The organism is Brevibacillus brevis, assembly GCF_001039275.2.
Classification (GTDB): domain Bacteria; phylum Bacillota; class Bacilli; order Brevibacillales; family Brevibacillaceae; genus Brevibacillus; species Brevibacillus brevis_C.
This window is the reverse complement of sequence record NZ_CP030117.1, coordinates 2,544,185-2,556,673: the sequence shown is the minus strand read 5'-3', so window position 1 is coordinate 2,556,673 and position 12,489 is coordinate 2,544,185. Positions and strand designations below refer to the sequence as shown.

Sequence of the window (12,489 nt, the reverse complement as noted above, 5' to 3'; positions counted from 1 at the left end):
CCTCCCTAGACAAAAATCACAATCAAAATCATGACAAGCACGACGAGTAATAGTAAGAATGCGAAGGTCTTCACAAGGAACCGCAAAAACCCATTGGATATTTTTCTGGCAAAGATCATAACTAAATTGCAGACGAACATGAGTCCAATGGCGATTAAGGAAATGTTCATCTTTGTCATAGGATCAATATACATCGGGACTGCAGCATCCTTTGCATTTTTTGCTTTATTATACCATAAATCCCCCTCTTCGTCTGACGCTTGCGAACCTAATACTAGACATTCGCATAGACTATCGTGATGAATGCGCCCATTGGAGGGATGAAACGTTGAGTAATAAAGTAAATAATCGAAAATGGCGGAATCCATATGCACCTATACCCAGCAAAAAATTAAGCGACCAAGTCGAAAATGTCTCCCTTTCCATTTCACCGAAAAGAATCCTGCCCGCGGTTGATTTGCGCACCTCTGTTACGAAAATGCGCCATAACATCAAAGGGATCGGCAGCACGATTCGGCAGGTAGAAGACACGATGGATTCGTTGTACGGGGCGATGGAGATGATTGAGAACCTCGGAAAACGCACACCCGAGCCTGAGGTCGTTGCCGAAAAGCCTGCTACTGCTGGTAAACGCAAAGCTGCTCCAGAGCCACAAAAGGTAGCTGAAACACCACCGCAGGAATCAGGTCTAGGTAGCCTTTTGGCCAATATAGATATCGGGCAATTACTCGGTCTCCTGCAATCCCCTTTGGTCCAAAACCTGATTACACAGGTTAGCAGCAACTCCAAGGAACGAAAAAAAGAGGGATAAGATCCCTCTTTTTTTCTTGCAATCTGTAGGTCAGCCATGTCCCTGTAGAGCCATGATTGTTCCTAGTCTTACTGTATGACGGTTTTTGTTGCAGGTAACGGGCATAATCGCCCATTTCTCTTATTTGAGCAGCTTGGTCAAAGTGGACATGTCACCTAGATTGATTTCCTGATTGCGAAACATTTCAATGACCTTATCCTCTTTTTCAGGAGTTAATTGCTTGCCGCTAAGGGTAGCCAGTGTGCGAATGATTTGACGTAGCTTGGTCTCGTCTTCAAAATCACTGCGCTTGACCTGACCCGCTAGTGAACGAAGCTTTTCTTCATCGACATTTTCCGTTGCTTTCCCTTGCAAGCGCTCAAAAAGTCGTTTTGACATATTATTCATGTGAACTCTCCTCCTGCACATGGGCTTTCACCCTATCGTATGTGCAGAAGCCTAAATCGGTGATAATTCATTCATGACTTATTCCGCATCGGGATTGAGGTACGCCATTTCAAAGGTTTTTCCGCGCCCCATCAGTTCTTCCACGCCTTGACGAGCTTCTTTTCCTTCAAACAGCATGCCATACAGAACAGAAGTGATTGGCATTTCAACCTGCTCGCGTTGCGATAAGGAAAAAGCTGCATTTGTCGTGCGAACACCTTCGACAACCATCCCCATCTGTGCCAGCACGTCATCGAGTTTTTTTCCTTGTCCGAGCATATAGCCTGCACGCCAGTTTCGGCTGTGTTTACTCGTACATGTGGCAATCAAATCGCCAACACCAGCCAGACCTGAAAACGTAAGCGGCTTCGCACCGAGCTTGATGCCCAGACGGCTAATTTCCGCCAATCCACGGGTCAACAAGGCTGCCTTGGCGTTGTCTCCATACCCTAAGCCATCAGACATCCCTGCTCCAAGTGCAATGATGTTCTTCAACGCTCCAGCGATCTCAGCGCCAATCAAATCCGGGTTGGTATACACACGAAAATTCGTATTCATCAGCAAATCTTGAGAGCGCAGCATGCTTTCTTCCGATTCAGACGCCATTACCACTGTCGTTGGTTGCCGTTTGACTACTTCCTCGGCATGGCTTGGTCCTGACAACACAGCCAATCTGGACGCAATCTCTTTCGGCACTTCTTCCGCAATGACTTCTGACATTCGCTTCAGACTTTCCAGTTCAAAGCCTTTTGTCGCATGAATCAAAAGGACATCCGGTTCTAAGTACGGAGCTACTTGTTGACAGATTTGGCGCATGGCATGGGAAGGAACAACGAGAAGAACGATTCGCTTGCCTATTACAGCCTCTTGAATGTTGGTCGTTGCCACTATGTTTACTGAAAGCGTTTCTCCCGGCAGGTACTTTTCATTCACATGCTTGCTGTTTATTTCTTCTGCCAGCTTGGTATCACGTACCCAAAGCGTAACCTGATGCCCGTTGTCCGCCAAAACTGTAGCAAGTGCCGTTCCCCAGCTTCCAGCACCAATCACCGTAACATTTTGAATCAATACGTCCCCCTCCACTTTTCTCATGTCCGTTCGTACATTATCCCAGCTTTCGGTTGGACTTATCTCCTAGTTTCCGTTCGTTTCCTGAAAGAAGATTGCGGATATTATTATAATGACGAATGTAAGCAAAGATTGCGATCGCCAAGCTCGCCCAAATAAAGGAAACAGGTTTGTCCAACAAGTAAAGGCTAAATGGAATAACCGTTACGATAACCAATGATCCTAATGAAACAAAGCGAGTGATCGCAATGACTATGATAGCCAACACGGCAGCGATCAAAAATGCCAAGGGAGAAAACCCTAACACGACACCTAGTGTGGTCGCAATGCCTTTCCCTCCGCGGAATCCAAAAAAGATCGGCCAATTGTGACCGGCAATAACAAACAAGCCTGCCACTGCATACGCTGCCGGGTCTCCTGTCATCAGGTGAGTCAGTCCCATCGCAGCTATTCCTTTTAGTGCATCAAGAAGGAGAACGGCAATGCCGGGGCCTTTTCCTAACACCCTTAGGGTATTGGTTGCACCGGCATTTCCGCTGCCATGAGAACGTATGTCAATTCCTGCGACTTTTTTGGCGATAAGATAGCTAAAGCTAATTGAACCGATTAAATAGCTAAGCACCCAGGATAATAACACCATGGCGTTTTTCTCTCCCTACGTTTTTTTCCGTGTCCAGATTCTAACTGGTGTGCCTTCAAACACAAAAGCTTCACGGATCTTGTTCTCTATGTAACGTTCATAGGAGAAGTGCATTAGTTCCGGATCGTTCACAAACAGAATGAACGTCGGTGGTTTCACTGTTGCTTGAGTCGCATAGTTGATCTTCAAGCGTTTGCCGCGATCAGATGGTGGAGGCGTGCGGATCGTCGCATCTGTTACCAAATCATTAAGAACCGCGGTAGGAATGCGCATCGCATGTGCTTGAGCTACTTCATTGACCTTCGGTAGAATCGTATGGACACGTTGCTTCGATTTTGCTGACACATACATGATCGGAGCGTAATCCAGGTATTTGAATTCTTCGCGAATCAATTCTGTAAAGCGTTGCATCGTTTTGTCGTCTTTTTCAATCGCATCCCATTTGTTCACGATAATAATGACACCACGGCCAGCCTCATGTGCATAACCCGCGATCTTCTTGTCCTGCTCAATAATGCCCTCTTCCCCGTTAATGACAACAAGCACGACATCGGAATCTTCAATGGAACGCATCGCACGCATCACACTGTATTTTTCCGTTGTTTCATACACTTTACCACGCTTGCGCATACCTGCCGTATCTACGAGAATGTAGCTTTGGTCATCACGCTCGAATGGCGTATCGATCGCATCACGGGTCGTTCCGGCAACATCACTGACAATGACTCGCTCTTCACCGAGAATCGCATTCGTCAAGGAAGACTTCCCGACGTTTGGACGGCCGATGATAGATACACGAATAACATCGTCTCTTTTCTCTTCGTCATCCTCTGCTGGGAAATGCTGAACCACTTCTTCCAGCATATCGCCCAAGCCAAGACCGTGGCTACCCGAGACAGGGAATGGCTCGCCCAAGCCCAAGGAATAAAAATCGTAAATATCCGCACGCATTTCCGGATTATCCGCTTTGTTCACCGCGAGTACGACAGGTTTTCCTGTCCGATTCAGCATCCGTGACAGTTCAACATCCGCATCCGTCACCCCTGTGCGGCTATCTGCAATCATAATGATGACATCTGCTTCGTCAATCGCAAGCTCTGCCTGGTAACGCATCTGTGTAAGAATCTCGTCGGTCTCGCCAAACTCAATTCCACCGGTATCAATCACATGGAAAGTATGAGTTAACCATTCACCTTTCCCGTACAGGCGGTCACGGGTTACTCCCGGCATATCCTCCACGATCGCGACTCGTTCGCCAATCAATCTGTTAAAAATCGTGGACTTCCCCACGTTGGGTCTCCCCACAATGGCTACCACTGGTAATCCCATAATCAACAACACTCTCTCTCATTTTACGTTTTGACTAGCTAATCATACCATACACTACTTATGCCGAACAATGATAAGGGTATCGTCACTCACTTCATGCACCATCGCGTCCAGTATCTTTTCGAGCGTAAAAGCTGTTTGCTGCATACCCTCCGTAGTAGACTCGATAAAAATCGGGACACCACCCGCTATCCTGTCTTTGTTCGTCGTAATCACCGCCAAGATTAATCCTCTCATAGCCTACAGCTCCTTTTTCACGATTCTAGTCTTCGTTGGCATTCGGAAGACGCTTTCGAGAATCGGGACTGCACGAATGACGGACGTTGCTCGTTCCAGATCTTTTTCTTGCGGCAATAAAAATACACCCAGTCTCCCAGACTTTATATCACGTTTTACCAATGGTGTTAGCGATGGCTCTCCCGTATCTGTATATACCCCGAGCTGCGTCGCGACATCGTGCAATATCGCTTGTCGCTGTCCTGGATGGGCAATCGTGACCTTGGCATTGGCATCCCTCGGTGTCAGAATAAAACCCACACCTTGCTCACGTATGATCTCTTGGGCATCTGCCAACCCGACGTTCATGATGTAAATGTCGTTCACATACAAGTCTCTTCCTTCTACTCTCACTTCCCCCGGCTCAATCTCTGCAATCAGCGACAGTGTTTTTCCAGACCGCAGCTTGCGAGAAATCAACAAGGCGATGACACCTGCAATGACACCCCCCCACCAATGAAAAAGAATGGTAGCCGTCGTGGTCACCAACGAGGTAAACATGACCATGTAATTGCGTCCTTCAAACACCATTGCGATTCCTTCGATGTAGGGACCTCCACGAGGTACCAGCTCCTGCTTATCGATCTCCGTGAGCGTAGTTCGTTCCATGTTCCTGACATCGCGGAATTGCTGCGCTGCCACCGTCAAAAATGTGACTGCCGTGTAATTCTCTTTGAGCAGAGCGGGAATCGCTAACGCTCCGAGCGCGGACGCGATCACCCCAAGTGAAACGTGAATAATTTTTCCGTGGGGGTAAGTTGGATATTGACGATAATCTGTTCGCAAAAGATGAATCCGGCACATAATGCCGAATAGGAAGCCCATAACTAATGGAAAAACATATTCATATGCTAGCAATTCCTTCAACACTCTAGCGTCACCTGCCCGTATCGGAATGGGAAGACTCTGTTTCTGTTCTACCGAGGATACGACGAATCGCAGACCAGACTATGCTGACGAGAGCCCATAGTGATATGCCACTCCACAGCAAATCTTGCGCATACTCCGATCCCCAGTGACAGGAACCCGACAATTTCCAAAAATAGAGCGAATGTATCGCATCTGCAAGTGGCATGGCGAGCGTGAGCTGAAACAGTTGTCCCAGATTCGTTCTGCTCATCAAAAAAATCGTACAGACTCCAACAGCGGGTACGATGATCCGCTCATCCCAAAACAGCAGGATCGGATCGGTAAAAAACAGCCAGCGCAGCCAAAATAGCAAAAGGGCCGTTGCCAGCGCACTCAGCAAGTACAATCTACGTATTTTGGCCATGAGCTTGGTGTAAAGGACAATGCTTGCGATCAGTGGCAATATCGTTCCACTTAGACTAACTTGAATGGGGGCAAAATAGATTTCCCAGTTAACAAACGTACAAATTAAAAATGCGCTGATCACTGCGAGCACTCGTCTGCGTTCCATCTTCATGTTTCGCAGTTGCAAGTCAAAGCTTCCCATCCAGACAAGACACAGCAAAGACCACTGGATGAGAATCGCAACGGTTCCCTCGTTCATGTTCATCTCCTCAAAATGATGGTTGTCTCCCCCAAAAGTATGCCTCAACTAAGGAAATTTCATGAATCGAATGCTCGTCCACATACTAACGTTGCGCCAGTCTCTCCAATTGCATGTGGCGAAGCCTAGCTCTCTCCGCTGTTTTTCCCGTGATCATAACAGGAGTACAAACCGCTTCTGCCAGACCTTTGATACCTAGTGCCGTCATCGCCACACGAATTTGATGATGCCATCTGTCGACGGTAGACAAGCATTCTTCCAGAGATTCGCGTTGTACCAGACGCAGCATTGCCCCAGCCATCCCGACAGCAGACGCACCTAAAGAAGCAGCTTTGACTACATCTAGTCCATGACGAACACCCCCTGTTGCTATGTACGACATTCCCGGATGACCGACAGTACTCGCTTCTAGCAAACTCTCCACCGTCGTGAATCCCCAATCCTCGAACATGGCGTGAGGATGATCACTTCGCATATTTTCGACTTGAGCAAAATTTGTTCCGCCTCTTCCACCCACATCGATTGTTCTGATCCCGATTTCCATTAGCTTCTCGATTGATTCCTTTGCCATGCCAAAACCGACTTCTTTGACAAGAACCGGCACATCCAGGCTCTCGCTGATCGCTTGAATTCGCTCGAGATAGCCGCGAAAATCCCGATCTCCCTCAGGCATCAACAGTTCTTGCATGACATTCAGATGGATTTGCAGTCCGTTCGCTTCTATCATCTCCACTGCTGCTGTTGCCTGCTCCACTGTCGCCTCCGCCCCAACATTTGCAAACAGAATTCCCTGTGGATGTTCCTTTCTGACAATCCGATAGCTATCCATAACCTCCGGATCACGCAGTGCGGCCATTTGTGAGCCAACTGCCATAGCCAGATTGCGTTCCCTCGCAATGATCGCCAGTTTTTGATTAATCTGCGTAGTCCCACCAGCTCCACCCGTCATCGCATTAATCATAATCGGTGAGGAAAGTCGCAAGGATGCGATCTCGGTGTCCAGTGAGGATTCAGCAAACGCAGTATTCGGCAAGCTATTCGGAACAAAACTAACATCATCAAAGCTATTCGCAGCATCTTCCCCAGTGACAAGAGCATTTCGAATATGGTCCAGTTTTCTAATCGAGCGACGATCCATTGTACCCCTCCTAGACTTTCACTCCCAGAAAAAAGGGATACGCCAGAGCGTATCCCCATGAATCCTACTTTTTAGCTTACTTGAACTTGTCTTTCAGGTCACCAAACAACTCACCCAATGTCACGCCCATTGGTTGGTTGTTTTCTTGCGTGAATTGTTGCTGTTCACGCTTGCTCGCACGTTCTGCCTGCTCCACACGGTCTTCTTCTACTGCACGGATGCTGAGGCTAATGCGCTGTTCTTGCGGAACAACATCCAAAACTTTCACCTGTACTTCTTGGCCCTCTTTCAACACCTCACCCGGTGTATTCACTCGGCGATTTGCGATTTGGGAGATGTGTACGAGGCCTTCGATTCCAGGAGCCAGCTCAATAAATGCACCGAAGGATACCAAACGTTTAACCGTTCCGTTCAAAATAGAGCCCGCTTTGAAATCTTCTGCTACGTTCGCCCATGGACCTGCTTGCGTTTCCTTAATGCTAAGGCCAATGCGCTCGTTTTCACGGTCAATTTTGAGGACCTTCACTTGTACCTTGTCGCCTTCCTTCACAACATCGGACGGCTTATCTACACGGTTCCAAGCAAGTTCAGATACGTGAACCAATCCATCAACTCCACCGATATCCACGAATACGCCGAAATCGGTCATGCGCTGAACCGTTCCTTCCAATACTTGACCCACTTGGATTTTATCCATAATGGATTGCTTTTGCACTTTTACTTCATCTTCCAAAACCGCTTTGTGGGACAGGATAACTTTATTCTTTTCCTTATCCATTTCTACTACTTTTAAAGCCAATGTTTTGCCTTTGTAATCAGAGAAATCTTCAACAAAATGACGCTCTACCATAGAAGCCGGAATGAAGCCGCGAACGCCTACATCAACAACCAGGCCGCCCTTCACTACTTCCTTTACAGTCGCTTCGATGATTTCACCCGCTTGCATTTTCTGCTCAAGATCAGACCAAGAGGATTCCATCGCTACGGCTTTCTTGGAAACAACGAGCTCTTCTTTCTCGTCGTTTAGCTTGATGACTTTCACTTCGAAAGTATCACCAACCGCAACTACATCAGATACCTTTTCAACATGCAGTGGAGACAGTTCGCTGATAGGAATCAGACCATCGTACTTGTAACCTAGATCTACAAGCGCTTGTTTGTCCTCAACTTTTGTTACGGTTGCTTTTACGACATCTCCTACGGAAATGGTTGTTGCATCCGTCAAGCTTACGTTCGTTTCTTCCATCATTCAAAAGACCTCCTTAATACCATCCAGTCCCAAACGTCTATGTACAGGTTGTAAGCAACCTCACTACATGAAGCGGGAGCATGTATATTTTTAACTGTCGCCTGATGGCTGGCAGTTAGTACTGATGAAGCCAGTAAGTTCCAGCAGATTTAGTATTCGTCCCTTTAGCAATTCTATACCGTTTGCTAAGAGAGATGCTGGTTCCGTAATTGCTTGATGTTCTCCATAATCAGATCGCTCGCTTCCTTCAACGTATCAGCGCTTGCTTTGGCCTCGCGCAGTTGAGTCAGATCGATCGGTTTACCGTAAACGATCTTAATGGAACGAAACGGTCGATATGGCCCGATAATGGCTACCGGAATGACCGCAGCTTCTGATTTGAGAGCGAACATCGCTACACCCGGCATCGCTTCTCCTGGTTCCCCTGTTTTGCTGCGGGTTCCCTCAGGAAAGATTCCAAAGATTTTTCCATCTTCCAGCAGTTTGAGAGTCGTGCGAATCGCCGCACGATCTCCTGCACCCCGTTTGACCGGAAATGCACCGAATTTGGTAATGAGAAAGGATAAGACCGGAATTTTGAAAAGCTCTTCTTTGGCCATGAAATGAACCTGACGCTCGATACCACTCCCGAGAAGAGGTGGGTCCCACAAAGAAATGTGGTTGGCACAAAGGATCACTGGGCCTTCCTTAGGTATATGTTCACGCCCGATCACTTGCCAACGAAAGACAAGCGAAAAAATGATGCGAAAAAAACCTCTGAATAAACGATAGTAACTCAATGGGTTGACTCTCCCGTTCGCTCGCAGATTTGCAAGATGCGATCGACCACCTGATCAATGGTCATTCCTGTTGTGTCTACCAAAACGGCATCTTCCGCCTGGCGCAACGGTGCGACTTCTCTCTGCATGTCCCGTCGATCTCGCTCTTCAATTTCTTTTTCCAGCTCTGCCAAGTCTGTCTGGGTACCTTTTGCGAGAAGTTCCTTCCAGCGGCGTTCTGCACGCTCCTGGATGGAGGCCGTCAGAAAAATCTTCACATCTGCATCAGGCAAAACATGAGTACCGATATCTCTGCCGTCCATGACGACATTACCTTGAGTAGCCAATCGCCGCTGGAGTACAAGCATTTGTTCACGTACGGAACCGTAGCTCGCTACAATGGAGGCGTACTGGCTCACTTCTGTGGAACGTATCCAGCTCGTGACATCGATTTCATTCCAGTATACATGTTGTTGTCCGTTTTCCCGAACCAGTTGAATCTTGTTTTTTTGCAAAAGTTCGGAAACTGCAGACTCATCGTTGATAGGGAGCTGATGATGGTGGACTGCCCAAGCGAGGGCACGATACATGGCACCTGTGTCAATGTACACGTATTCCAGTTGTCCCGCTACTTTTTGGGCGACAGTGCTTTTGCCTGCTCCCGCTGGTCCATCAATGGCAATGTTCATTACTTCTCACCTGCTATGTACGTTAGTTCGGATGGGAATAAAACAAGAAAAGCTTCTGTCGAAGCCCTTTCCCATTCTTTGTGTGATGAAAAACGATATTGCGTTTTTCGAATTTGGCTGTGACCACTCGCGGTCTACAAAAAACGATTCAAGACCGTTTTCTATGTTATCTATAATAGTACCATAGTATGGAAGCATGCGCAAACCTTTAGGGCTCACTTGACACGCCTTCCAAGCGCTCTGTTTCAATTAATACTAGTCTTGCGGGTACGTACTGAATGAGAACTTCGCCTATAGTTAGTACAATCGCACATACGACAATTCCAATCATGATGCCTTTTTCTACCCGTTTGGAAAAGCTGCAAAAACGATCATTGTACTGGCTGGTCAATAGGGTCACTTCCTCAGATGAAGCGTCAATCCACAACGCCTTTTTTGCGAAGCTCTAGCTGTCTCTCGTAACACGCTCTAACCACTTTTGCCCGATCTTGCTCACTGATTTGGGTGAACTTACCCGAAATCCATTGGTGCAAACCTTTTTCTTCCGCCGGTTTTTGTCTGACGATTTCCATCTCTACAAAAGCATGTTGAACCTGTCCATTTTTGCTTGGAAGGGAAATCCAGACGTGCAAGTTGTCTTTTTCCTTCAAATGATAGCTTTCCTCACAGCTAAAAGACAGCCCTCCACCGCTGATATCCAGCGTTCGTGCTAGAAAATGATAGCGTCGAATCGGATCGTCCAGTTTGACTGCGATGTCTACTGTAGTGTCAATTCTCAAGTAGTTTCGTCGCTGTGTGCGCACAATCTCCTCTTTCGCCGGCAGTTGCAAAAGCAGAACAGGAATGTGATTGTTTTGCCTGCCGACAATCGCAGAGCGGAATTCATAGCGTGAGCCATCCTCGCCAACATACCAAACCAAGCATTCTGTCCCTGGTTGAAATACCCCAGTCCGTCCAGTGTTTTCGCTGGTTGGCAACTCGATGGAAGCTACATCGTCCTTCAAATCAGCCACACGGCTTTTGAAAGTTTGCAGCTCCGTTTCTTCTGAGGAACTCGTGAAGTTTAGTCTTATTGTTTGTCCTATTCGTGGAAGCATCATAATGTAACTGTTCCTCCCCTTCCCTATCACCCTTTCCATTATATACCCTTTTGTTTCGAATCAGCAAATAGGGAAAGCCGCTAAAAAACTAGCTTTCCCCATGATTTTTTAAACTCTATTGTCCTTCGTTCTGTCCTGATCCTGTTTCCATTTTCACAACCTCTTCTTCTTCTCCATTCATGGCGTTGATGTAGACCATGTACGAATTTCCTTCAAAGCTGCCCGTCATTTCCCACGTCAGAACTTCTTTTCCATCGTTTTTCCCTTCGATGAGGGCAAGGCGCTGATCCGTCACTTTTACGCTCGGATTGACTTTTTTCCTTGCTTCTTCTTTTGAGAGACGGGGCTCGGAGATCATTCTCTTTTTGTGATTAAACAGATACTCCGTCGAGTTAAAAGCAGTAACATCACCGTTGTCCAACGCAATCTCTACAACCACCCCGTCCGGATAAATTCTGACACCATCCTGAACGGGTACAAACGTAAAGAGTGCGTTGCGGTCGTAGCTGTCAATCTCGGAGACCTGCATATTGTCAAATCCATGGTCGCGCAAGAACACTCGACCTTTTTCTTCTGCCTGCTTCATGTCCAGCTTTTCCTCGCCAACCGCACGTTCGTTCATCATCCAAACCACTTTACCGCCGCGTTTGGTGACGTCGAGGTTAATGCCTGTCTTGTGTCCATTTGGCGTGACATGTACGCTATACGCCGAGTATTCCTGCCCCTTACCGTTCTCGTTTACTTCTACTTTCGCATCTCCTGGCTTCAACCCGAGAAACGCAAGTGCATTCTTCTCTGCTTCCTCTTTGGTGGCTGGATTGCCATCGATCCCTTTGATTCGCTGCTGCTTTTTCTTATCGAGACTCTGTATCCCGACGCCCCAGTCTAAATCAGGGTATTCCTGCACTTTTTTCTCAATGGTTTGGAAGCCATCGATGATCGTATTGTCCTCTTTGTTTTTATTGGTGGCCAATGCCGTCTCGACATCCATCCACCTCAATTGTTTGTCCATCGCGAGGGTTTGTACCTTGCGCAGATCATCCTGGATATCCTTTGCTTGGGTGTGCAGACTCTTCAATGTCTTGTATTCACTCTGACTCAATGGCTGCTTGTCCAGGTCACGCACAGCGACACGATAGGAAAAATCTGCGACCCTCGACAGCATTTCCTCGGTTTTGTTAAACGCCATCAAGGTCAGCGGAAGTTGTCCGACATCCGCTTGTGCCGCATAGGAAAGCCGCCAAACATTCGTCAGAATGGGTGTCATTTGCCTGCGCGAGTTGACCACCAGCGATTTGCCAAGCTCATCGTGCAGCTTGTCCACGTGATATGTGAGATCGTGAAAAGCCCGTTGATATGAGTTTTCTGCTTTGATCAGAACCGAGTTCTTTTCATTATGCTCCTGATATCCCCACACGCCAGCGCCTATTAAGGCGACCAAGGCAACGGGAAATAACACGCGTGCTGTTGCTCCATATACCATCCCTTGCCA

At 47.4% G+C, this 12,489-nt stretch carries 16 protein-coding genes; 1 reads left to right on the top strand and 15 read right to left on the bottom strand.

Translation table 11 applies throughout. The features are described 5' to 3' along the window. Positions 1–5 precede the first annotated feature (5 nt). Positions 6–179: a DUF2768 family protein gene (locus AB432_RS12975; RefSeq protein ID WP_235617679.1), complete on the bottom strand. Its 174-nt coding sequence runs from the start codon at positions 177–179 to the stop codon at positions 6–8. Between the two features lie 149 nt (positions 180–328). Here AB432_RS12975 and AB432_RS12970 point away from each other — a divergent pair, with 149 nt between their 5' ends. Continuing rightward, positions 329–811: a hypothetical protein gene (locus AB432_RS12970; RefSeq protein WP_048032629.1), complete on the top strand. Its 483-nt coding sequence runs from the start codon at positions 329–331 to the stop codon at positions 809–811. Positions 812–931: 120 nt separating this feature from the next. Here the strand turns inward: AB432_RS12970 and AB432_RS12965 are convergent, their stop codons facing one another. The 14 genes from AB432_RS12965 to ypeB form a co-directional block, all read right to left on the bottom strand. Beyond that, positions 932–1,198, bottom strand: a complete 267-nt coding sequence (locus AB432_RS12965) for a stage VI sporulation protein F (protein ID WP_007716506.1) — start codon at positions 1,196–1,198, stop codon at positions 932–934. 78 nt (positions 1,199–1,276) lie between these two features. Further along, entirely contained in the window at positions 1,277–2,329 is a 1,053-nt protein-coding gene (locus tag AB432_RS12960) for an NAD(P)H-dependent glycerol-3-phosphate dehydrogenase (protein ID WP_048032628.1), read from the bottom strand. 13 nt (positions 2,330–2,342) lie between these two features. Continuing rightward, positions 2,343–2,945, bottom strand: a complete 603-nt coding sequence (plsY, locus tag AB432_RS12955) for a glycerol-3-phosphate 1-O-acyltransferase PlsY (RefSeq protein WP_048032627.1) — start codon at positions 2,943–2,945, stop codon at positions 2,343–2,345. A gap of 15 nt (positions 2,946–2,960) precedes the next feature. Then, positions 2,961–4,274 (bottom strand): ribosome biogenesis GTPase Der, encoded by a 1,314-nt coding sequence (der, locus tag AB432_RS12950; RefSeq protein WP_048032626.1) that lies wholly within the window; start codon positions 4,272–4,274, stop codon positions 2,961–2,963. 54 nt (positions 4,275–4,328) lie between these two features. Then, entirely contained in the window at positions 4,329–4,511 is a 183-nt protein-coding gene (locus tag AB432_RS12945) for a capping complex subunit for YIEGIA (protein WP_048032625.1), read from the bottom strand. A 3-nt stretch (positions 4,512–4,514) separates the two neighbouring features. Next, a complete protein-coding gene (locus AB432_RS12940; protein WP_048032624.1) occupies positions 4,515–5,420 on the bottom strand; it encodes a YIEGIA family protein in 906 nt (301 codons plus the stop codon). A gap of 7 nt (positions 5,421–5,427) precedes the next feature. After that, positions 5,428–6,063 carry a YphA family membrane protein gene (locus tag AB432_RS12935; protein ID WP_048032623.1) on the bottom strand — a complete coding sequence of 212 codons (636 nt, stop codon included), beginning with the start codon at positions 6,061–6,063 and terminating at the stop codon, positions 5,428–5,430. Between the two features lie 85 nt (positions 6,064–6,148). After that, entirely contained in the window at positions 6,149–7,201 is a 1,053-nt protein-coding gene (fni, locus tag AB432_RS12930; protein WP_048032622.1) for a type 2 isopentenyl-diphosphate Delta-isomerase, read from the bottom strand. Positions 7,202–7,277: 76 nt separating this feature from the next. Further along, the gene (rpsA, locus tag AB432_RS12925; protein ID WP_048032621.1) at positions 7,278–8,450 is read right to left on the bottom strand and encodes a 30S ribosomal protein S1; all 1,173 of its coding nucleotides are present in this window, start codon (positions 8,448–8,450) and stop codon (positions 7,278–7,280) included. A 185-nt stretch (positions 8,451–8,635) separates the two neighbouring features. After that, positions 8,636–9,229, bottom strand: a complete 594-nt coding sequence (locus AB432_RS12920) for a lysophospholipid acyltransferase family protein (RefSeq protein ID WP_048032620.1) — start codon at positions 9,227–9,229, stop codon at positions 8,636–8,638. Next, positions 9,226–9,897 carry a (d)CMP kinase gene (gene cmk / locus AB432_RS12915; protein WP_007716486.1) on the bottom strand — a complete coding sequence of 224 codons (672 nt, stop codon included), beginning with the start codon at positions 9,895–9,897 and terminating at the stop codon, positions 9,226–9,228. The genes AB432_RS12920 and cmk overlap by 4 nt, the downstream gene beginning before the upstream one ends. A 208-nt stretch (positions 9,898–10,105) precedes the next feature. Continuing rightward, positions 10,106–10,297: a hypothetical protein gene (locus AB432_RS12910; RefSeq protein ID WP_235617678.1), complete on the bottom strand. Its 192-nt coding sequence runs from the start codon at positions 10,295–10,297 to the stop codon at positions 10,106–10,108. A 16-nt stretch (positions 10,298–10,313) separates the two neighbouring features. After that, positions 10,314–10,994, bottom strand: coding sequence for a flagellar brake protein (locus AB432_RS12905; RefSeq protein WP_235617736.1), 681 nt, complete (start codon positions 10,992–10,994; stop codon positions 10,314–10,316). A 118-nt stretch (positions 10,995–11,112) separates the two neighbouring features. After that, the gene (gene ypeB / locus AB432_RS12900) at positions 11,113–12,480 is read right to left on the bottom strand and encodes a germination protein YpeB (protein WP_048032617.1); all 1,368 of its coding nucleotides are present in this window, start codon (positions 12,478–12,480) and stop codon (positions 11,113–11,115) included. Between the last annotated feature and the right edge of the window lie 9 nt (positions 12,481–12,489).

What these genes read in the sequence shown, in the direction of transcription:
- AB432_RS12905 (WP_235617736.1), bottom strand. Translation starts at nt 10,994, where the DNA reads ATGCTTCCACGAATAGGACAAACAATAAGACTAAACTTCACGAGTTCC.
- AB432_RS12945 (WP_048032625.1), bottom strand. Translation starts at nt 4,511, where the DNA reads ATGAGAGGATTAATCTTGGCGGTGATTACGACGAACAAAGACAGGATA.
- fni (WP_048032622.1), bottom strand. Translation starts at nt 7,201, where the DNA reads ATGGATCGTCGCTCGATTAGAAAACTGGACCATATTCGAAATGCTCTT.
- AB432_RS12965 (WP_007716506.1), bottom strand. Translation starts at nt 1,198, where the DNA reads ATGAATAATATGTCAAAACGACTTTTTGAGCGCTTGCAAGGGAAAGCA.
- AB432_RS12960 (WP_048032628.1), bottom strand. Translation starts at nt 2,329, where the DNA reads ATGAGAAAAGTGGAGGGGGACGTATTGATTCAAAATGTTACGGTGATT.
- cmk (WP_007716486.1), bottom strand. Translation starts at nt 9,897, where the DNA reads ATGAACATTGCCATTGATGGACCAGCGGGAGCAGGCAAAAGCACTGTC.
- AB432_RS12935 (WP_048032623.1), bottom strand. Translation starts at nt 6,063, where the DNA reads ATGAACGAGGGAACCGTTGCGATTCTCATCCAGTGGTCTTTGCTGTGT.
- AB432_RS12975 (WP_235617679.1), bottom strand. Translation starts at nt 179, where the DNA reads ATGACAAAGATGAACATTTCCTTAATCGCCATTGGACTCATGTTCGTC.
- ypeB (WP_048032617.1), bottom strand. Translation starts at nt 12,480, where the DNA reads ATGGTATATGGAGCAACAGCACGCGTGTTATTTCCCGTTGCCTTGGTC.
- plsY (WP_048032627.1), bottom strand. Translation starts at nt 2,945, where the DNA reads ATGGTGTTATTATCCTGGGTGCTTAGCTATTTAATCGGTTCAATTAGC.
- der (WP_048032626.1), bottom strand. Translation starts at nt 4,274, where the DNA reads ATGGGATTACCAGTGGTAGCCATTGTGGGGAGACCCAACGTGGGGAAG.
- rpsA (WP_048032621.1), bottom strand. Translation starts at nt 8,450, where the DNA reads ATGATGGAAGAAACGAACGTAAGCTTGACGGATGCAACAACCATTTCC.